Origin of the sequence: Adhaeribacter pallidiroseus (assembly GCF_003340495.1) — a bacterium.
Taxonomy (GTDB): Bacteria; Bacteroidota; Bacteroidia; order Cytophagales; family Hymenobacteraceae; genus Adhaeribacter; species Adhaeribacter pallidiroseus.
In genome coordinates, this window is the sequence record NZ_QASA01000001.1 from 2,547,827 (window position 1) to 2,568,254 (window position 20,428).

Here is a 20,428-nt window from a genome sequence, read left to right on the forward strand (position 1 = left end):
TACTATTGATTTTCGCTTTCCGGCAAGTACTCCTGTACCTGCAACATTTTTTTAAATCTTCGCGCTTACACGGCATCCATTCTCCTTTTGTTTTTAATCTTTATAACAGAGTTATTCGCCATACCGGTAGTTTCTACGTATTTCCGGAAATTGAAAACCTACGCCGTAGTTTGTATTCCCGCCCAAATAAAATTCCGGTAAGGGATTATGGCGCCGGATCCCGGGTTAAAAATAGTGCAACTAAATCTATCCGGCAAATTGCTTTAGATGCAGCTAATCCACCGCATTTAGCTCATCTTTTATTCCGGTTGGTTAATTTTCAACAACCACATACAATTTTAGAAATTGGCACCTCGCTGGGGCTTACCACAGCTTATCTAGCAGCTGCCCGAAAACAAGCCAGCGTTTATACTTTAGAAGGTTGCCCCGCTACGGCGCAGCAGGCACAACTAAATTTAAAAAAATTAAAGCTGCGCAATGTTCAGGTAATTACCGGTAATTTTGAGGAAACGCTGCCTATTTTATTATCACAGTTAAATTCAGTTGATTTTGTTTTATTTGATGGTAATCATCGTTTCGAGCCTACTTTACGGTATTTTGAATGGTGCCTCACCAAAAAAAAGAAACCAGCGTTTTTGTTTTCGACGATATTTATTGGTCAGAAGAAATGCAGCAGGCTTGGCAGCATATATGCACTCACCCGGAAGTAATGATTTCTATCGACCTATTCTATTTGGGAATAGTTTTTTTTCGTAAAAATCAACCTAAGCAGCACTTTAATATCCGTTATTAAGTAGTTATGGCCTTTCTGATCTGTAATAATTTTAGTAATAGATTTTCTAGTTGATCCAGCGGAAGCATGTTGGCGCCATCAGATTTGGCTACCCTTGGATTAGGATGTGTTTCGATAAATAGCCCGTCGGCTCCTACCGCAATAGCGGCTTTAGCAATTGTTTCGATGAGGGCTGGTTTACCCCCGGTAACTCCCGAAGCTTGATTGGGTTGTTGCAAAGAATGTGTAACATCCATTACAACGGGTACCTGGTGGGCTTTCATAGCCATAATATTTCGGAAATCCACAACTAAGTCCGAATATCCAAAAGAATTACCGCGGTCAGTTAATATTACTTTATCATTCCCTGACTCTATTAGTTTGTCAACTGCAAACTTCATGGCTTCTCCGGAGAGAAATTGGCCTTTTTTAACGTTTACTACTTTACCTGTGCGCGCAGCCGCTACCAATAAATCCGTTTGCCGGCATAAAAAAGCCGGAATTTGCAAGACATCCACATACTCGGCTGCCATTGCAGCTTCGGATGTTTCGTGAATATCGGTAACGGTAGGCACTTGAAACTCTTCGTTTACTTTTTTAAAATTCGTAATGCTTTTTCGTCGCCAATTCCGGTAAAAGAATCAATGCGGGAACGATTAGCTTTCCGGTAAGATCCTTTAAAAATCCAAGGTATCTGAAGTTTATCGGTAATCAGTTTTATTTTCTCCGCAATTTCTAAAGCCATTTCTTCCCCTTCAATGGCACAAGGTCCAGCCATTAAAAAGAAATTGTTCGAATCTGCATATTTTAATCCGGGAATAGCAATCATAATGAAACAATTTGGTGAGTAGGTAATCAAATTATTTATAATCCGCGGTAAAGATATTGATTTAAAAAGTATTCTTTGCTACAAAATAATCGAGTTAAAAATTGGAGAAAATTATAGCGACTTGATTAATTCATAAATCAACAATGATAAATTTTTTAAATTTCGCAAGGGTTGCGCGGATGAAAATCTTAATTGATGCCATCAATAATTTACTTTAAACAACTTAGAATTTAATATTAAAGCAATATTTAAGTAAGGTCAAAACTAGTAATTGCATCTTCATATATAACAGAAACAAGATTTAGCTATAATAATTTAAAATTTTTAAAAACTAACCAACCGGTAAGTGGCAAGATTATTGAAACAGCGCTTGGTAAATAATCAAATTTATTGCTTCTGCCCTATTCCTATCAGGTTTTCCGGCTCCCTGATTATTCAGGTAAGTATTTATAAAAGGACACTTGCAATCGAATGATATAAGAGTATTTTTGTATAACGTGCATATTATAAACTAATGGAAACAAAATCAAAAAACCCAATGGCTGGAACTTTACCCGAAGGAAATAATTCTAATAATAACCGAAAATTGCTGGTAGTAGGGCTTATTATTGTGCTGTTAACCATTAACGGCATTTTGTTTTACATGCAACACCAGAAAACGCAGCAAGTCGAGGAAAAAGAAGAAGTTATCCGGGTTAAGAATAGTGAACTTGAAAACCAAATTAAAGTATATGAAGCTTTAAAAGCTGATTTTGAACGGCAAAGTCAGGAATTACAAGCACTAGGTGTAGCTAATGATTCTTTGGAAACCCGGATTGCTTCTATTAACGCAGATTTATTAAAATTACAATCTTTTCGCAACAGTTCATTTAGCCTGAAAGATCAGCGGTTATTTAAAGCGCGCGCCGCTAACTTAGAGAATCAGCTAAAACAAAAAGATGCAGAAATTGCTAAATTAAAAGCTGATAACGAGATCCTTAACGGCGAAAATACGCAGCTTAAAACGGCCAGCACGCAACTTTCAGATACGTTAAAGGTTTTGAAATCAACTAACACCTCCCTTACCGAAAAAGTAGCTTTGGCCTCGCGATTAGAAGCGGAAAATATTCAGATAAATATAATTAACAAGCGCGGCAAAGAAAAAGAAGACGATGAAGCAGAGTTCCGCGCTAAAAAAGTAGAAAAAATTAAAGTTTCTTTTAATCTGGCCAAAAACGAAGTTGCGCAAAAAGAAGCCAAAGAAGTTTTAATGCGTTTAATTGAGCCGGATGGTGCCGCTGTTTATAACCTAGCTACTGGTTCCGGCACTTTTATGCTGGATGGCCAGGAAACTTACTTTACCGCTAAACGCGATATTGTTTTTGATAATACGCAGCAAAACGTATCGTTTGTTTATGCCAAAGGCGCAGCTTATAAGCGAGGAGCTCATACCGTAGAATTGTACGCCGATGGGGTACTTATTGGTAAATCTAACTTTACATTAAAATAATATTTTATAATTTTTAAATCAAAAAGCCGGGCGAGTAGTTATTCGCCCGGCTTTTTGATTTAAAAATTGTGCGCTTTAATCCACTAAAATGCGTTGATCCTGAGTTACCCGAAAATTTTCAACTACTTTAATGGCTTCGGAAATTTGTTCGGAGAATATACAGATAAAAGAATCACGAGTAGCATTTTCCAGAGCGTAAGCAATAGCCCGCATCTCTTCCGGGATTACTTTTATTTCTCTTTCTCCTGCGTATTGAATGCCTTGGGTTAGTAATCGTACTATCTCCTCCGGATTACCACCCCGCAAATCATTATCCTGCCGAATGATAATTTCATCAAACAGTTCACCAGCTATCCTACCTAACTCCATAGTATCTTCATCTCGCCGATCGCCCACTCCCGCAATAATTCCTACTTTGCGAGTAGGATGGGTACTATTTAAAAATTCGCCAATTGCTTTTAACCCCGCCGGATTATGTGCATAATCAACCAGAACTTCAAAATTTGGAAAACGGAATAAATTCATGCGGCCGGGCGTTTTAGCCGGTGAAGGAATAAAAGTGCGCAAGGCTGTTTTTATGTCATCTACGGGTATATGCGACACGTACGCCGCTAGAGTGGCAGCTAGCACGTTTTCAATATTAAACCGGGCTCTTCCGCCAAAAGTAAGTGGAATATCTGCCACTCGATCGACCCGAACTTTATAACTATTTTTAAAAATAGAGATGTACCCGTTTTCTAAAACCGCAGCCAAACCACCTTTGGCAATATGCTTTGCTATTCGGGGATTGTTTTCATCTAAACTAAAAAAGGCTATCCGGCTGCTTACCTCTTTTCCCATGGCATAAACCAAATCATCATCGGCATTCAAAATTGCGTAGCCATCCGGAGAAACAGTTCTGGGAACAACTGCTTTAACCCGGGCCATATCCTCCAGTGTATTAATATCCCGTAATCCTAAATGGTCAGCAGCTACGTTGGTCACAATTCCTACATCGCAATGATGAAAGCCTAAACCTGAACGCAACATGCCACCTCGGGCACACTCCAGCACGGCAAAGTTCACGGTTGGATCTTTTAACACAAATTCAGTACTGCGAGCGCCGGTAGTGTCTCCTTTTTCGAGTAATCTATCTTGAATATAAATACCATCGGTAGTAGTAAAGCCAACCTGGTATCCCCCCGATTTAATTATATGCGCCGTTAAACGAGTAGTAGTGGTTTTGCCGTTGGTACCCGTGACCGCAATAATGGGTATTCGCGACGGACACCCCCGGGGAAACAGCATATCTATCACCGGTTCGGCCACATTACGGGGTAAACCATCGGTAGGGGAAATATGCATCCGGAAACCAGGAGCAGCGTTTACTTCCAAAACTGCTCCCCTAGCCTCATTTAAAGGAATCGCAATATCGGTGGTCATTACGTCTATACCGCAAACATCTAACCCGATAATGCCGGCAATTCGTTCGGCCATCAATACATTATACGGGTCTATCATATCGGTAACATCAGTAGCCGTACCACCTGTACTTATATTAGCCGTACTTTTTAAAAATAAAACTTCGCCGGGCGGTAATATTGATTTTACAGTTAATTCTTTATCTCTTAAAATAGCATTGGTTTGCTTATCTACTTTAATTTTAGTAAGCACTTTCTCATGTCCCACTCCCCTCCGAGGGTCAGAATTAACTTGATCAATTAATTCCTGAATGGTGGATACGCCATCACCTACTACCATGGCGGGAGTACGTTTGGCCGCCGCCACAAACTTTTTATTAATAACTAATAGCCTAAAATCGAAACCCTGAATAAACTGCTCCACAATAACTGCTTCGGAATATTTTTGGGCATCGTTAAAGCCTTTTAAGGCCTCTTTCCAACTTTTTATATGGATAGTGGCTCCTTTCCCGTGGTTTCCGTCTAAAGGTTTAGTTACTAGAGGGTAGTCTAATTCGGCCACAGCTTGTTTTAATCCGGTGGCATCGTACACCGTGGTACCCCGGGGCACGGGTACGCCAGCCTCGTCCAGCATGGCTTTAGTAGCATTTTTATCGCCGGCTAGTTCCGCGGCAAAAAGGGCGGTCCGGCAGGTCATGGTGGCTTGTATGCGTTGTTGGTTTACTCCATATCCTAACTGAATAAGATAATTTCGGTTTAACCGGATATAAGGAATATTACGGCTGACGGCTTCGGCCACGATAGAATAAGTACTTGGGCCAATGTGTTCTGCTTCTCTTATTTCGTGCAGTTTATCTATGTCACGCTGCACATTGTATTTTGTTTTTTTTAATAAAGTTTCCGTAATACGAACGGCAGCTTTGGCGGCATATTCGCCAGCACGTTCTTCTTCATACGAAAAGATAACGTAATCACTTCCATCATCCGGGGCAGGTGCCGTGCGGCCAAAACCACAATCCATTCCACCAAGTTTCTGTAATTCTAAGGCAACATGTTCTACTACGTGGCTGATAGTTGTTCCTTCGTGTACGGCTTTAAAAAAGCCACCTTCAACACCTTCGGCAGCTCGGTGCTCATACATCTCCGGAAACATGGCTTCTAACCTTTCCGGAAAACCGGGTATAGTATTGGTTAACACGCGGTAGTACTCACCCAAAGCAATTTTTAAAACAATTATTTTAGGGTGTTTAACAGACCAGTAATTAGGACCACGCATGATCCTTAAGTCAATGATTTCCATGAAAAGGAATATTTCGTAAAGTTGTTTATACAGGGTATTTTTACTTCGAACTTCTATTTATGATAACTATCGGCAATATTAATTTCGTACCGGTCGCCGGCTCCCAGCATATGCACGAGGAGATTACGCATGGTTACCGGAGCGCCTGTATCTACTAAGTGTACGTTAGTTTCGGTGGATAGGTGACCATCTACAATTACAATCAGGCCACTGCCAATAACTTCTATATTGCGGCCGTCCCGCACAATAATGCCCGTGTCTTCTTCTAAACCAATGCCAATACAACCCGGATTTGTGGCAATAGCCTGGGTCATGCGCACCATCCGGCCCCGGGCGATAAAATGCGTATCAATAGCCACGTCTTTTAAAAACTCTAACCCAGTCGTAATGCGCACTTCTCCTTTTAAAAATCCCCCGCCGTTGGTAGGACCTTCGTAAATCATGGGCGTGGACATGGCCATAGCCCCTGCGCTGGTTCCGGCAATGGTAATGGTATCGTAAGTATACCGGTATTTTAAAATATTTAAAAATTCGGTTCCTCCCAGAATAGCCGTTAATCGCAGTTGATCGCCCCCGGTGAACATAATACCATCGGCTTGTTCCACTGCCTGCAGGTATTCTGCTTTAGTCGCATCTTCCCGGCACCGAATATCAATTACGGAAACGTTGTTTAGACCTAATTTTTTAAAAGCCTGTACGTAATCTTGAGCAGACTCTTTAGGAAGCGAACTGGCTGTGGGGATAATAGCAATTAAAGGATTATCTTTTTTTAACTCTGCTTTAAAACAATCCAGAATTCCTAAGGGAATAAAATTTTCGTTATTAATCTGATTTGAGTCATGGTCCGGGGCCTGACCTTTATTCTCTTTTCCGCCAATGGCAATTAAAACTCCTTTCGGTAAAGGGCATTCGGAGTTATGCTCCAACGATTTTCTCTTTTTAGTCATATTGTAGCATCAAACAACTATTATTTAAAGCTTTCGCCGACTTTATTTCATACACACTAAACAGGCTTAGCCGCGCAAGAGATAAATTTTAAAAAACACTGTTTTCTTGCTGTTGCAGTTCGTTTTAGTAGCAAAAAAGATGAAATGCTTCTGAATCTAACCCGCTGGTTTCTATAATTCCGTATTTGTAGACAATGTGTTCCGTATTAAATCTTACAATAAAAAACTTGAAAAGCTGGAGGTAACTATAATACAAGATAAGTAGCTTAGTTACGGCGAATTAAGTTTAAAGCTTGGTTATAAGAAGAGGCAAGAGAAATAAAACGATCCAGACCGGTTTCGAAAAATACAGCTTCCAGTTTAGGTTGAAGCCCAAATAAAACAATAACTTTATTTTGGTTTTGAAATAGCTTTTGATAACGCAATAAAGAACGCAACCCAGCAACGCAAACATGTGTTAAATGGTTACAATCTATTAATATAGCCGGAGTGGAGACCTCCAGGCATTTATCTAGATTATTATTTAAATAAATGAGTTTATCTGAATCAATATCACCCGATATAGAAATAAGATAATGGTCCTGTTTTAAATAGGTATTTATTTCCATGGTTAAATCAGATTACCTAACATGCATCTATACCTAAATTAGAGTAATTAATTGAAAGCCAAGTTAATTACTTCATCGAATCTCGAACAAGTATAGTAAATTTCAGGGTAAAACTTAATGTTCAGCAGTAGTTATTGTGGCAGATAGTAAAAACCCGTGTTTGTACTCATTTAATCCGTATTAATACATTTTCAGTATTAATCAGAAACAATATTTTTGTAAGAGTCGCAATTTTGACTTATAAGAATTATAAATTTAAATAGTTAAAATTACTACCTGGATTAAAAAATTTAGTATGAGTTACTGATTGTACATTCCACAAAGCTTTTTCTGGCCAAGTGAATTTAACATCATAGAGCAATATATTTCAGGGGCATTATTTCAGCATTCAACTAAAAATTTAGTTAAAAGCAACTCAAGATGATTCATATATTACTAGTAGACGATCACAAAATTATCCGGGACGGAATTAAATCTTTATTAAAAGATGAAGCAACCATTGAGGTAGTAGGGGAAGCTTCCAATGCACAAGAATTAATTGAGATTTTGCCCGAAAAAGAAGTAGACGTAATAATCATGGACCTTAACATGCCCGTGATGGATGGTTTTGAAGGAACGAAGTACATTAAGGAAAATCATCCGGATAAAAAAGTATTGGTTCTTTCTATGTTGGATAATGAAAATTACATTTCCAAAGTGATGGATGCCGGTGCATCGGGTTATATTTTAAAAAATACCGGCCGCGAAGAAATGATTTACGCCATTACAACCATTGCCGCAGGCAATCTTTTTATTTGTACCGAAATTGCCTTAAATCTTTTAAAACGCGTGCAATCATCGACAGCCAAAATAGAAAATAATGGTACACGTCAACCTGGTGATCTGTCTAAAAGGGAAATAGAAGTTTTGCGATTAATTGCGGAAGGATTAACAAATGCCGAAATTGCGGATAAACTATTTACCAGTAAACGCACTATTGAATCGCACCGACAACATTTAATAGAGAAAACGCAGGCTAAAAACACAGCTGCATTAGTAAAATTTGCTCTTGAAAAGGGTATTATCGATTAAGTACAATTAGTATTAACTAGTATAAGGATTAAGAGGAGTAAACTACAGTTATAAAAAAGCCTGAATGGGTATACCCATTCAGGCTTTTTTATAAAAAGAGGTAACGAGCGGATTCGAACCGCTGTAGCAGCTTTTGCAGAGCTGAGCCTAGCCACTCGGCCACGTTACCGGGTATTTGCGAGTGCAAACATACGTACATTTCTATTTCTATCAAACACTAACCACAAGAATTTATTATTAAGTTTTAGTGATCTAATTTCAAAGAGTAAATATAAACCAAAAAAGAAATGAAAAAAGCGCCTGAATACTCAGGCGCTTTTTTCATTTACTGCTAATTAATTTACTTATTCAGCAGCGTTAGTATCCGATTCTGGTGAATTATCAGTAGCCGATCTAGCATCAGCCGCTGCTTGCAGTTTCTTAGTACCAACTTCTTTTTCGTTATTTTGCATTTGCTCACGCAACGCAGAAAGAGCTTCTAAATCGCCCAAAGTAGATTTAACTTCTTCTTTTTTCTTGTTATCGGCAGGTTTCGCCGCTTGTGGCGCTGCTCCGATACCTGGGGTACCTGGCTTTTTCTTAAATTTATCCGCTTTTGCCGCCTCTTCTTTCGCGTCGGTGTACACGTTAGAATGCGACAATACAATTTTACGATCTTCCTTTGAAAACTCCATTACTTTAAAATCCAACGATTCACCAGCCTCAGCGGTAGTTCCGTCTTCTTTCACCAGGTTCTTCGGATAAGCAAATCCTTCGATTCCGTAAGGTAACTCTAATACCGCTCCACGATCGTTTTTCTCCAGGATGGTGGCCCGGTGCATAGAACCTACGTGGAAAACAGTGGCAAAAGTGTCCCAAGGATTTTCTTCTAGTTGCTTATGGCCTAATGCTAAACGCCGATTAGGAACGTCTAATTCCAGCACTACCACGTCTAAGGTTTCTCCTACCTTCACAAATTCTGAAGGATGTTTGATTTTCTTAGTCCAAGATAAATCAGAAACGTGAACTAAACCATCAACCCCCTCTTCCAACTCAATGAATAAGCCAAAATTCGTAAGATTACGAACTACGCCGGTATGACGCGTGCTAACGCCGTATTTCTGAAGAACATCTTGTTTCGTCCAAGGATCTTCGGTTAATTGCTTAATGCCTAAAGACATTTTGCGTTCGTCCCGATCCAGGGTTAAAACTACTGCTTCAATCTCATCACCTTGTTTAATAAAATCTTGCGGGTTACGCAAATGCTGTGACCAGCTCATTTCCGAAACGTGAATCAAGCCTTCTACACCCGGTAAAATTTCCAGGAATGCACCATAATCCGCCACATTCACAATTTTGCCTTTAATGCGGGAACCCACTTCAATCTCTGGTGATAAGGCATCCCATGGGTGAGGAGTTAACTGCTTCATGCCTAAAGAAATCCGCTTCTTGTCTTCGTCGAAGTCCAGCACTACTACGTTTACCTTTTGGTCTAATTCCAACACTTCTTGCGGATGGTTAATCCGTCCCCAGGAAATATCGGTAATGTGCAGTAACCCATCTACTCCACCTAAGTCGATAAATACCCCGAAGTTGGTCATGTTCTTGATAACACCTTCGAGTACCTGGCCTTTTTCCAGGTTGTTTAGGATACCCTGGCGTTGCTGCTCGAGATCTTTCTCGATGAGTACTTTATGCGATACCACTACGTTGTCGAAAGCAGCGTTGATTTTAACTACTTTCACTTCCATTTTCTTACCCACAAATACATCGAAGTCACGGATTGGCTTCACGTCGATTTGAGAACCTGGTAAGAAAGCTTCTACTCCGTATAGGTCGATAATTAAACCACCCTTGGTACGGCGTTTTACCATGCCCTCTAAAATAGTATCATTATCTAGAGCACCGTAAATATTATCCCAAGCCTTTACAATTTTCGCTTTTTTGCGAGATAAAATTAACTGTCCGTTAGGATCTTCCTGGTCTTCAATAAAAACCTCTACTTCATCACCAATTTTTATATCAGGCTGATCGCGGAATTCGGAAAGTGGAACTAAACCATCCGATTTAAATCCAATGTTCAGAATAACGTCCCGGTCGGTGATGCCTACAATGGTTCCTTTAATTACTTCTTCTTCCTGCACGGTGTTCAGGGTATCACCATACATTTTTTCTAGCTGCGCTCGCTCATCTTTGGAATAAGCGCCGCCAAACTTCTGAGACTCAAATTTGTCCCAGTCAAAATCATCAATATTTGTACTCATAAAGTATTGCTCTAAATTACTAACCAACAGTCGAGCTTTCTGCCGGTAATTTGGTTAAAGATTTTCCAGCAATTGCCAGAACCACTCATTTTGAATGGAATGGCAAAAGTAGTGATTTTTTGAAGAGAATGAAAATTAAGTTTTGGAGGATCAGCAGTAGTAATCCTGGTTTGCGTTAAGGCGATAAAAAATTAAAAAAATGCCTATTTTAATTTTTAGAACGCAGATACGTATGCCAGCTATGATCAATTGTATCAGAATGCAAAACCAAAAACGACGTTAAACTGGGTTTTTTAGGTTTTTGCTTTAACAGCATATTTGCTTCTTCCGGAGTTCGATCTCCTTTGCGAGTATTGCAGCGCATACAAGCTGTGCCTAAGTTAGTCCAATTAGACTCTCCTCCCCTTGATCGTGGTATAATATGATCTATTGTCAGGTTTTTGGTAGAATCACAGTATAAACAGCGAAACTGATCGCGGCGCATGATGTTCTGGCGACTTAAAGCAATGCCTTTGTAGGGCACATTCACGTAACGCTGCAAACGAATAATGGATGGAACCGGGAATGTTTTACTAATGGTTCGTAAAGCCCCATGGCGCTTCTCTACTAGTTCAGCTTTTTCCAAAAATAACAAAATAAAGGCTTTATGAATACTACAAAGGGAAATAGCGGAGTAATCCTGATTTAATATAAGTACTTTCTGATCCATAAACTTCTAAGAAACCTGCCTAACATACGTAATAATCATTTGTTTAGCAACACCAATCTATACAGTTAAGAACAAAAAAGTAGAACATTTTATTTCGCTAGCGGCAAAATTCTTTTGATAATGCGTAAACGATGCGTATACCGTTTTCGCTGGTGATTAAAAATGCCGTAATGGTCAAGCATATCTACACGTACTTCGCCGTGGGCATGAATAATTTGTTGATTTTCCAGCATTATACCAACGTGAATAATCCTTCCTTCGGCATTATCGAAAAAAGCCAGATCACCGGGTTGCGTTAAATTTGCGAAATGAACTTCAGTACCTAAAGATACTTGTTGCCAGGCATCGCGGGGAAAGGCAAAACCACATATACCAAAAACCTGCTGTACAAACCCAGAGCAATCAATACCAAATATAGATTTCCCTCCCCATAAGTAAGGCGTTTTTAAATAACTGTTCGCTATTTTAGTGAAGAAATTGATTTTAAATGGCAAAGCACTATTGGTAGCCCGGCCGCTATAAACATATTTCTGATCATTAATACGGATGTTAATGCCATCGAAAAAAGGCAAAACACTACCAATCATAATAGGTATGCGGGTAACGGCACTACTTACTGTTTGCACTAGATCAACGGCGCGCGGATGCGGGTTGGCTTTCCATTCGATAAAATAGTCGGGTGTTACCGGACAGTGTTGTTTAAAGTCTATCCAACCCTGATAGTCATCAGCGGCAATTTGGATTTGGTGCCAGTTCCCCTGAGAACCCTGGATTTGGTAACACTCACCGTACAAAAGTTGGGTTACTATTTCACTTTTATCGGAAGGTTCCGCTCTTACCGGCACTAAGCTTAAACTACATATTCCGTAATCCACTCTTTTTTAAATTTTTAGATGTTCGATGATTGGAATTAATTTTTTTAAAATAATAGATGATTAACCAATACTTGTTATCCTATTCACATAATTTCCATGTATTCGTCGAACATCTAATATCCTGCTTCGAACATCTAATTTAAAACCGTTCACGCTGCATTTCTCTTTTTACATCGCGTTCTTTAATATCTTCGCGTTTATCGTACAATTTTTTACCGCGGGCTAAGGCAATTTCCACTTTGGCAAATCCCCGCTCGCTAATGAAAAAGCGGATGGGAATGATAGTTAACCCTTGCTCCTCCGATTTTTTACTTAGCTGATTCAATTCTTTTTTGTTAAGCAACAATTTTCGCGGACGCGTGGGCTCGTGGTTGTTGTAGGTACCTTCGGTGTATTTGGCAATGGTAACTTGCAGCAGCCATAAGCCATCGTTCTGAAAAACGCAAAATCCGTCTTGTAAATTAACGTTCCCTTCCCGAATCGATTTAATTTCGGTTCCTTGCAGCATAATGCCCGCCGTATACTTGCTTAAAAACTCGTATTCGTACGAAGCTCTGCGGTTTACAATATTTACAGATTTTTAATTCGGTCTTTATCTTTTGCCATCTCTCCGGGAGTGAACCTCAAAATTTTACTTATTATTTATGAAATCAAAATTTTACCTATCTTTTCTCTTATAACAGTTTATTTACTCTGATCGCGGTAGTAAGACTAGTTAAAAGAAACCTAACTTATTTAAAAATGTTTCCATCACTCCTATTAATACAGGATATTTCCGGTAATTTCATGTTTAACAGGTGATATTCTTAAAAACCACTAACCGACTTACCTTTGAAGATAAATCGGTTAGTGGTTTATTTTAGCTAGAACATATTGTATAAGTATTCAATTAAGTAGTTGTTCGTTTTTAGTTGTTCGTTGTTCGATCATTAAGAAGTTGATTATTAAATGCTTAAATTTAGGTTTTTATCAACTTAATTTTGTCCAAGTACTTAGTAAAGTTTATATAAGGCTTTTCATGATTTTTTGCTTCAATTTAAATAGGAATTTGATGCGCTAATTTAAGTCTGTTGGTGTATCTGTTTAAAGCATCTTCCAGAGATGGCAAAATTTGGCAACGTTCATAACTTAACACACCAAAAACAGGGCGATTGGCTTAATTTTTTAAAAATTTCGTGGGCGTAACCACTTTGAATTTGCAATGGGTCCAACCCTACGCGTTTTGCTGCCTCGCGCGCTACATCAGCATAGGAATATTGCCCCTTGTTATACTAAGTGCCAAATACCTTTTTCCTCATCTATTATTAAATCTAAGCAAGCATGTACCAGATCAGGAACGTAAGTAGGAGCAATAATTAAATCTTCTGCCAGAACTATCTCTTTTTCAGCTTCATCAACCTGCACGTAGCCTGCCCCATTAATTATGGCCCAGGAATTATAATAATGAATAGCGCGCTCAATAGAGAACGGATCAATAATATTCATTTGTTTTCGGCCTATAAGCCGGTACGGAGTATGACGATCACCATAAATTCGGGCAAATGCACGACCTAAAGAACCAGTAGCTTCGGTTATGAGAACAGGCTGGATTACATTTTGGAGCTGATGAAGTTGTTTTTCGGTTATCCCTAACTTTTCCGCAATGGATTCTGTTTCCTAAACAGGGTCCCAGTTGCTCCACCAGATTGCTTTAGAACCCCGACTTAACCAATTAGCTTCCTTTTGAATAGTTACTCCAAAGTCTTCGGAAGCGGTGTTCAGGGGGTAAAAGAAACGGTTCGGCCGTTGCCACTAATCGGGTAAGTTAAATAAGGGATTCGGATATTTTTACTTTTAGACAGGCAGGATAATAGTTTAACTTAAGCTGTGAGTCGGGGCTGAGGTCCGCGTACATAAAAACTCCTGGTTCATAAACACCCTCCACGCGGATAACTAAATTTACCCAATCGTAGGTACCGAGCAACGACCAGGTTGTTACTCCTACCACGTTAACCCCGGATTTTTGAACCTCCAAGCAAGAATCCCAAACATGTTTGAACCATTGCAGCGATTCTTCGCAATTAGATTTTCAAACCTATATTTATAAGAAGGTAGGTTGCCATATACAGGTTTCAAAATACGAACGTTTATGGGAGTAGTTGGCGGAAACAGAGCTTATTCAGTATCCCGGAGCATAAAATTCGTATATATAATAGAGGAAATGCCTAAGCTTGGAAAACAAGTAAGTATATTCGCAAAAGTTTTATTATAATTGCTCGCAAGCAGTTTTCTTTAGATTTTGTTTGGAGGGAAATAGCGTTAATTTTAAAAAGTAGAGCTAAAACTATGTAGAAATTAAGGTTTTTACCGGGTTAAGTATTAATAAGAAGTAGTAGAAGTAAGTATTCCTGAGCGCAAAAGGCCCAAAACTTTAATTGTAAGAACCATTTTTTAAAAGATAAGCTTTAAATAAAAGAAAACTTATTTATTAAATTTTTATACCATTCTAAATTGTTGAATTATATTCCGTTTTCCTGGTTTAGTTTAATTCCCTTAGTGTTTGCCAGTATTACTGGCAACGTACATGAACCTAAAATTTTAAAAAAAACATCCTCCGGAATTACTTCCCCGGTATCCACCCCATCAACTGTAAAGAAACCGGAGCAAGATAGCATTAAAAATACTACCGATAGTTTAGATATTGAATCCAAAACATCTACTAAAACCCGTTCATCCAATTCTAAAAAATTAAATTCAGCGGTAGTGGGTCCGGACACCTTGCCAGGTTCCATCTTACCTGGAAAACGCATCATTGCTTTTTATGGTAGTCCTTTATCGAAACGGATGGGGATTTTAGGTGAGCTGCCGCCGGACGAAATGCTGGCTAAATTAGATATTGAAGTAAGTAAGTGGGAAAAAGCAGATCCCAAAACACCTGTTCAACCAGCATTGCATTTGATTGCGGTTACGGCACAAAATGAACCCGGTGTAAGTGGAAAATACCGATTGCATTTGGCAAACTCCGTTATTGATTCTGTTTTGCTAATTGCTCAGGCCCGCCAGGCATTAGTTTTCTTAGATATTCAACTCGGAACCAGCACATTACAAGAAGAACTACCCTTACTAGAAGGTTATTTAAAAATGCCCAATGTACATGTGGGTATTGATGCCGAATTTGCCTTGAAACCCGGAAAAGTACCGGGACGAAACATTGGTTCTTTTGATGCCAAAGACATTAATTATGCTACTGAGTACCTGGCTCAAGTGGCGGAGGAAAACCAGCTGCCGCCTAAACTATTAATAGTGCACCGGTTTACACAGCCGATGATTACGAATTTTAAAAAAATCAAGTTAAATCCATATTGCCAAATTGTAATGCACATGGATGGCTGGGGAAGCCCTACCATTAAGCGCAGTAGTTATCAGAAATACATCAAGGGAGAACCAGTGCAATATGCCGGTATTAAAATTTTTTATAAGAATGATATTAAACGCAAAGGCTGGCGCTTATTGCGACCGAAAGAAATCCTGGCATTAACTCCTAAACCGTATTACATTCAATACCAATAATTAAGGGTTAAAAATATTTTGGCTTGCTCCTACAAAATAAATCAGTATAAACTAAATAATTTAAAATAAAGCGTGGTAATAAAAAAAGCATCCGAATTGAATCGGATGCTTTTTTAAATTTTAGAATAAGTTAGAGCTTAAAACATAAGCCGTATAAATGTAAACCTTATAATAAAGCTTCATACAACACTTCTAAAGTATGCAAGGCCCGGCGACCGGTACCATCTTTGATTTGGTGGCGGCAACTGGTGCCGGGTGCGGCAATAATTACCGATTCGGGTTGTTTCCGAACAGTTGGAAACAAAACCAATTCCCCAATTTGCATGGATACCTCGTAATGTTCGGTTTCGTACCCGAAAGACCCAGCCATGCCGCAGCAACCGGATGGAATTACTTCTACGGTGTAGTTTTCCGGTAACGACAACATTTTTTGGGTGTATGCTACCGAAGAAAGCGCTTTCTGATGACAATGCCCGTGCAGCTTAATTAAGCGTTTTTCCTGTGTAAACTGATCTGGAGTAATGTTGCCTTTACCCATTTCTGCAAAAATAAACTCATCAATCAAATAACTATTCTTGGCAAGATTTTGCGCTTCCTGGTATTGGTCTTCCTCAACTAAATCTAAATATTCGTCTCGAAAAGTTAAGATGGCTGACGGCTCAATACCAATTAAAGGTACGTTGGCCGAAACTACTTTACTTAACTTTGCTACATTTTTAACGGCTAGTTTCTTAGCGTCCCGCACCAAACCTTTTGATAAATAGGTGCGCCCACTTTCTTCGTGTTCGGGCATTTGTACTTCATAACCCAACCGTTCTAATAGCTGCACGGCTTTTATACCAATTTCGGCATCATTAAAATTGGTAAACTCATCACAAAACAAATTTACTTTGCCTTTACTTCCGGTTAAAAATTTTGGCGGGGTTTGTTTTTGGTGTTTTTTAAACCACTGCCGAAGCGTGGTATGATGCAATAAAGGCAAAGGTCTATTTTCCGCAAAACCCACCACTCTCTTCGCTAGCCTGGAAGTAAATTTATTGGTAAATACAAAATTATAGATGCCCGGAGCGACCGAAGCCACATTATTTAAGTTCGTAAAATTACCTACTAATCGGGTACGCAGCGGGATGCCGTTGGCATCATAATAATGCTGCAAGAACTCGGCTTTCAGCTTAGCGACATCCACATTGGACGGACACTCAGATTTACAACCTTTACAGGATATACAAAGCTCCATAGCCTCTTTAATCTCGTGATGATCGAAACGGTTAGCTTTGGTAGAACGGGTTAAAAATTCGCGGAGCACGTTGGCTCGTCCGCGAGTGGTATCTTTTTCGTTGCGGGTAACCATGTAGCTGGGGCACATGGTACCGCCGGTTAACTGTGTTTTGCGGCAATCGCCGGAGCCGTTGCACAACTCCGCCGCCCGTAAGATGCCTTGCGCGTCTTTAAATTTAAAAACGGTATCAAAGTCCGGGGTAGTCTGACCCGGTTCATAACGCAGAAAGGTGTCCATGGCCGGGGTATTTACAATTTTACCCGGATTAAAAATATTATCCGGGTCCCAGGTACGCTTCACCTCTTCCAGAAGCTGGTAATTTTTAGCGCCTACCATCCATTTAATAAACTCACCCCGCAAGCGGCCATCGCCGTGTTCCCCACTTAAGGAACCCCGGTATTTTTTCACGAGTTGGGCAATTTCTTCCGCAATTATCCGAAATAACTTATTACCAGCGGCCGTTTTTAAATTTATAATGGGCCGTAAGTGCAACTCTCCTGAACCCGCGTGCGCGTAATGCACACAGTATAAATCGTGTTTTTTTAAAATTTGGTTAAACTCCGCGATAAAGTCGGGTAAATCATTCACGTCTACGGCGGTATCTTCAATTACCGCTACCGGTTTAGCATCCCCCGGAATGTTGGAAAGTAAACCTAAACCGGCTTTCCGTAAAGTCCATACTTTTTTAGTATCCGGACCGGTTACCAAAGGATAATGATAACCTAAGTTTTGCAGTTTTAGATCGGCGGTTAAAGCAGCCGCTACGGCTTCAATCTCGGCTTGGGTGTTTTTTGCAATTTCTACTACCAAAATAGCTCCCGGATCGCCTTGTACAAAAAAACGGTTCTGGCTTTGTTCCAGGTTGGCTTTGGTACATTCCAAAACATAATGATCCATGAGCTCACTGGCGCTTGGTTGATATTTTAAAGCCACCAGGTTCGCGCGCAGCGATTCATCAATGGTATGGCAATGAATACACAACAAACCAATCTCTTTAGGCGGTAGCGGAACGATGTTAAACTTTAGCTCGGTTAAAAAGGCCAGCGTTCCTTCGGAGCCAGCAATTAGCTTGCAAAAATTAAAAGCATCGGTACCGGGCGTAAAAGGCTCGGTGTCCAGTAAAAGATCCACGGCGTACCCGGTATTGCGGCGTTCCACGGTTGGTTTCGGAAATTCGCGCCGGATTTCTTCTTGGGTAGTTGGGTGGCTCAGCATAGCTTTGGTGGCCTGGTAAATGCGCGTTTCTAAAGCACTAGCTGCATTTTCGCCCAAACATTTTGCTTCAAACGCTGCCGGACTTAAACTGGTAAATTCGGTTTCGGAACCGTCGCTCAGAATGGCTTTCACCGATAAAAGATGCTCGCGGGTACTGCGGTATACTACAGAATTAGAACCACAGGAATTATTACCTACCATCCCCCCCATCATGGCGCGGTTAGCAGTGGAGGTTTCCGGGCCAAAGTATAAACCATAAGGCTTCAGAGCTAAATTTAACTCATCCCGAATAACGCCGGGTTGCACTTTAACCCAACGCTCTTCGGGGTTTATTTCTAAAATTTGATTAAAGGTGCGCGACACATCTACCACAATGCCATTACCCACCACTTGGCCGGCCAAAGAAGTTCCGGCGGTTCGGGGAATAAGCGAAGTACCCTCCTGCCGGGCAAATTGAATTAACGTTTTTATATCTTCCTTATCGGCCGGAAAAGCCACGGCTAATGGCATTTCGCGGTACGCCGAAGCATCGGTAGCGTACAACGTGCGCATGGTAGAATCATAATGGAGTTCGCCGGTTAATTGTTGGGCAAGTCGATTTAATTTGTCTGTATTCATTTTTAACTTAGAGGCATTACTTATCAGCTACATAAAAGCTAGTAATTATTGTAGGAATGCCTGATTTAGAACGCTAATATATTGGCAAATAACAGAAGTAAGAAGGTATGCAGATTAATTTTCCAGAAGAATTTAAAACTATAGCTGGCCATACATTTCAAATTTTCGAATTATTTTTTGAATTTAAAACTACTATCCTCCTGGAATCTGAATGAAGGCTATGTTTTATCTAAAGCAAATTAAATCTGCTTTCCATTAAGTAAATTCAATAAAAATTAAAAAAATGCATCTTTCCCTTTCTAGTTCTACCATCCGTTACTGGCAATCCGGCGATGAGTTAGCCTTAGCAAAACACGCCAATAATTATAATGTTTGGATTAACTTACGTAATTCCTTTCCTTATCCTTATACCTTGCAAGATGCTCAAACCTGGGTTATGATAGCGAATGCCACGCAGCCCGTTACCAACTTTGCCTTAGAAGTAAACGGTGAGGCGGTTGGCGGAATAGGACTTATTATACAACCGGATGTTTATTGCAAAAGTGCCGAGGTAGGCTACTGGCTCAGCGAAAAATACTGGAACCGGGGTATTATTACCGAAGCCCTGCAAGCTATTACCCAATATGGCTTTAATACTTTAGAACTTGAACGGATTTACGCCGGCGTATTTGAATGGAACTTAAAATCAGCAAGGGTACTGGAAAAAGCTGGTTATAAATTGGAAGGCCGGCTAACTAAAAGTGTGCTGAAAGATGGGAAGTTAATTGATTCTCTTTTGTACGCGCAAGTAAAGCCCACAGGTATACCATAAAAAAAGCCGCTCCAGGAGCGGCTTTTTTAAAATTTAATTTTAAAACTAATTAGCGTAAGTCAATAACCTTAACGCCTTTAAATTTTGTTTTATCAAACGCAAAATAGTTGTTATCTACATTGGGGTTCGGCGTAAAATCGGTGATGCTGTACGTGTAGCGGTTACCATTATTGCGGAACATTACCCAGCTTTTTAACGACTTATCTTTTTTGCTAATATTTAATCGTACTTTAAAAACCGGATCGTTGCGATCTTCCGGCGATAATTCAATTACATCGCATAATTCACCATCAACTTTGGCTTCTTCTACATAAGCAGATTTATAACCTTTTTTGTACATAGTAAATATTTTGTTGGGTGTCATTCCCTCATCTTCCGGATCATTTTCCGAAATATTTACTTCGTTTTCCGATTTAATGTACGTCCAGATGGTATTGCCATTGTTAATAATTTCCTGATCTTCGGTTTTTAAGCGAAATTTGTTGCCCATTACCGTTATCTCCCCTTCTACATTTTCTTTGGTTTTACTGCTAGTATTCTCCAAGGTTTGATTAAAGTCAGCCCGGAAGACTTTCATGGATTGGTACTTTTTACTCATCGCATCCAGGATCTGACGAGCTTTCGGGTCTTGCGCCTGCGCCAATTGAACAACAGATACAGCTATAATAAACACGAATAAGGTTATTCTTTTCATAATACTATTTAGAGGGTTA

General features: G+C 39.7%; 16 protein-coding genes, 1 tRNA gene and 1 pseudogene. 5 read left to right on the forward strand and 13 right to left on the reverse strand.

Going from position 1 to position 20,428, the window contains the following annotated elements:
- Positions 1-5: 5 nt before the first annotated feature.
- Complete coding sequence (locus AHMF7616_RS10080; RefSeq protein WP_233507459.1) at positions 6-710, forward strand: O-methyltransferase; 705 nt, start codon at positions 6-8, stop codon at positions 708-710.
- Between the two features lie 79 nt (positions 711-789).
- Here AHMF7616_RS10080 and kdsA read toward each other — a convergent pair.
- Positions 790-1,601 (reverse strand): annotated as a pseudogene (gene kdsA, locus AHMF7616_RS10085) (3-deoxy-8-phosphooctulonate synthase).
- A gap of 514 nt (positions 1,602-2,115) precedes the next feature.
- On the opposite strand from kdsA, the gene AHMF7616_RS10090 reads away from it, so the two are divergent.
- Positions 2,116-3,090 (forward strand): hypothetical protein, encoded by a 975-nt coding sequence (locus tag AHMF7616_RS10090; RefSeq protein ID WP_233507461.1) that lies wholly within the window; start codon positions 2,116-2,118, stop codon positions 3,088-3,090.
- A gap of 75 nt (positions 3,091-3,165) precedes the next feature.
- On the opposite strand, the gene cphA is transcribed toward AHMF7616_RS10090, so the two are convergent.
- From cphA to AHMF7616_RS10105, 3 genes are all read right to left on the reverse strand, one after another.
- Positions 3,166-5,790, reverse strand: a complete 2,625-nt coding sequence (cphA, locus tag AHMF7616_RS10095; protein ID WP_115372776.1) for a cyanophycin synthetase — start codon at positions 5,788-5,790, stop codon at positions 3,166-3,168.
- A 53-nt stretch (positions 5,791-5,843) separates the two neighbouring features.
- On the reverse strand, positions 5,844-6,737 hold the full coding sequence (locus AHMF7616_RS10100; RefSeq protein ID WP_115372777.1) for a cyanophycinase: 894 nt from the start codon (positions 6,735-6,737) through the stop codon (positions 5,844-5,846).
- A gap of 266 nt (positions 6,738-7,003) precedes the next feature.
- A complete protein-coding gene (locus tag AHMF7616_RS10105) occupies positions 7,004-7,345 on the reverse strand; it encodes an STAS domain-containing protein (RefSeq protein ID WP_115372778.1) in 342 nt (113 codons plus the stop codon).
- A 420-nt stretch (positions 7,346-7,765) separates the two neighbouring features.
- Between AHMF7616_RS10105 and AHMF7616_RS10110 the strand changes: the two genes are divergently transcribed.
- Entirely contained in the window at positions 7,766-8,416 is a 651-nt protein-coding gene (locus AHMF7616_RS10110; RefSeq protein ID WP_115372779.1) for a response regulator transcription factor, read from the forward strand.
- A gap of 98 nt (positions 8,417-8,514) precedes the next feature.
- Here the strand turns inward: AHMF7616_RS10110 and AHMF7616_RS10115 are convergent.
- The 7 genes from AHMF7616_RS10115 to AHMF7616_RS26170 form a co-directional block, all read right to left on the reverse strand.
- A tRNA-Cys gene (locus AHMF7616_RS10115) sits at positions 8,515-8,585 on the reverse strand.
- Between the two features lie 175 nt (positions 8,586-8,760).
- A complete protein-coding gene (gene rpsA / locus AHMF7616_RS10120) occupies positions 8,761-10,659 on the reverse strand; it encodes a 30S ribosomal protein S1 (RefSeq protein ID WP_115375543.1) in 1,899 nt (632 codons plus the stop codon).
- A gap of 208 nt (positions 10,660-10,867) precedes the next feature.
- Positions 10,868-11,368 carry an HNH endonuclease gene (locus AHMF7616_RS10125; RefSeq protein WP_115372780.1) on the reverse strand — a complete coding sequence of 167 codons (501 nt, stop codon included), beginning with the start codon at positions 11,366-11,368 and terminating at the stop codon, positions 10,868-10,870.
- An 89-nt stretch (positions 11,369-11,457) separates the two neighbouring features.
- The gene (locus tag AHMF7616_RS10130) at positions 11,458-12,243 is read right to left on the reverse strand and encodes a C40 family peptidase (protein ID WP_233507464.1); all 786 of its coding nucleotides are present in this window, start codon (positions 12,241-12,243) and stop codon (positions 11,458-11,460) included.
- A gap of 139 nt (positions 12,244-12,382) precedes the next feature.
- Positions 12,383-12,811 carry an SsrA-binding protein SmpB gene (smpB, locus tag AHMF7616_RS10135; RefSeq protein ID WP_115372781.1) on the reverse strand — a complete coding sequence of 143 codons (429 nt, stop codon included), beginning with the start codon at positions 12,809-12,811 and terminating at the stop codon, positions 12,383-12,385.
- A 698-nt stretch (positions 12,812-13,509) separates the two neighbouring features.
- On the reverse strand, positions 13,510-13,887 hold the full coding sequence (locus AHMF7616_RS10140) for a sugar nucleotide-binding protein (protein WP_115372782.1): 378 nt from the start codon (positions 13,885-13,887) through the stop codon (positions 13,510-13,512).
- Between the two features lie 160 nt (positions 13,888-14,047).
- Positions 14,048-14,257, reverse strand: coding sequence for a hypothetical protein (locus AHMF7616_RS26170; RefSeq protein WP_147275655.1), 210 nt, complete (start codon positions 14,255-14,257; stop codon positions 14,048-14,050).
- Positions 14,258-14,733: 476 nt separating this feature from the next.
- Here AHMF7616_RS26170 and AHMF7616_RS10145 point away from each other — a divergent pair, with 476 nt between their 5' ends.
- Positions 14,734-15,792 carry a hypothetical protein gene (locus tag AHMF7616_RS10145; protein ID WP_233507467.1) on the forward strand — a complete coding sequence of 353 codons (1,059 nt, stop codon included), beginning with the start codon at positions 14,734-14,736 and terminating at the stop codon, positions 15,790-15,792.
- Positions 15,793-15,958: 166 nt separating this feature from the next.
- Here the strand turns inward: AHMF7616_RS10145 and AHMF7616_RS10150 are convergent, their stop codons facing one another.
- The gene (locus AHMF7616_RS10150; protein ID WP_115372784.1) at positions 15,959-18,904 is read right to left on the reverse strand and encodes an FAD-binding and (Fe-S)-binding domain-containing protein; all 2,946 of its coding nucleotides are present in this window, start codon (positions 18,902-18,904) and stop codon (positions 15,959-15,961) included.
- A 283-nt stretch (positions 18,905-19,187) separates the two neighbouring features.
- On the opposite strand from AHMF7616_RS10150, the gene AHMF7616_RS10155 reads away from it, so the two are divergent.
- Positions 19,188-19,715 carry a GNAT family N-acetyltransferase gene (locus AHMF7616_RS10155; protein WP_115372785.1) on the forward strand — a complete coding sequence of 176 codons (528 nt, stop codon included), beginning with the start codon at positions 19,188-19,190 and terminating at the stop codon, positions 19,713-19,715.
- A gap of 49 nt (positions 19,716-19,764) precedes the next feature.
- Here AHMF7616_RS10155 and AHMF7616_RS10160 read toward each other — a convergent pair whose 3' ends face one another.
- Positions 19,765-20,409, reverse strand: coding sequence for an outer membrane lipoprotein periplasmic chaperone LolA1 (locus tag AHMF7616_RS10160; protein ID WP_115372786.1), 645 nt, complete (start codon positions 20,407-20,409; stop codon positions 19,765-19,767).
- Positions 20,410-20,428: the final 19 nt, after the last annotated feature.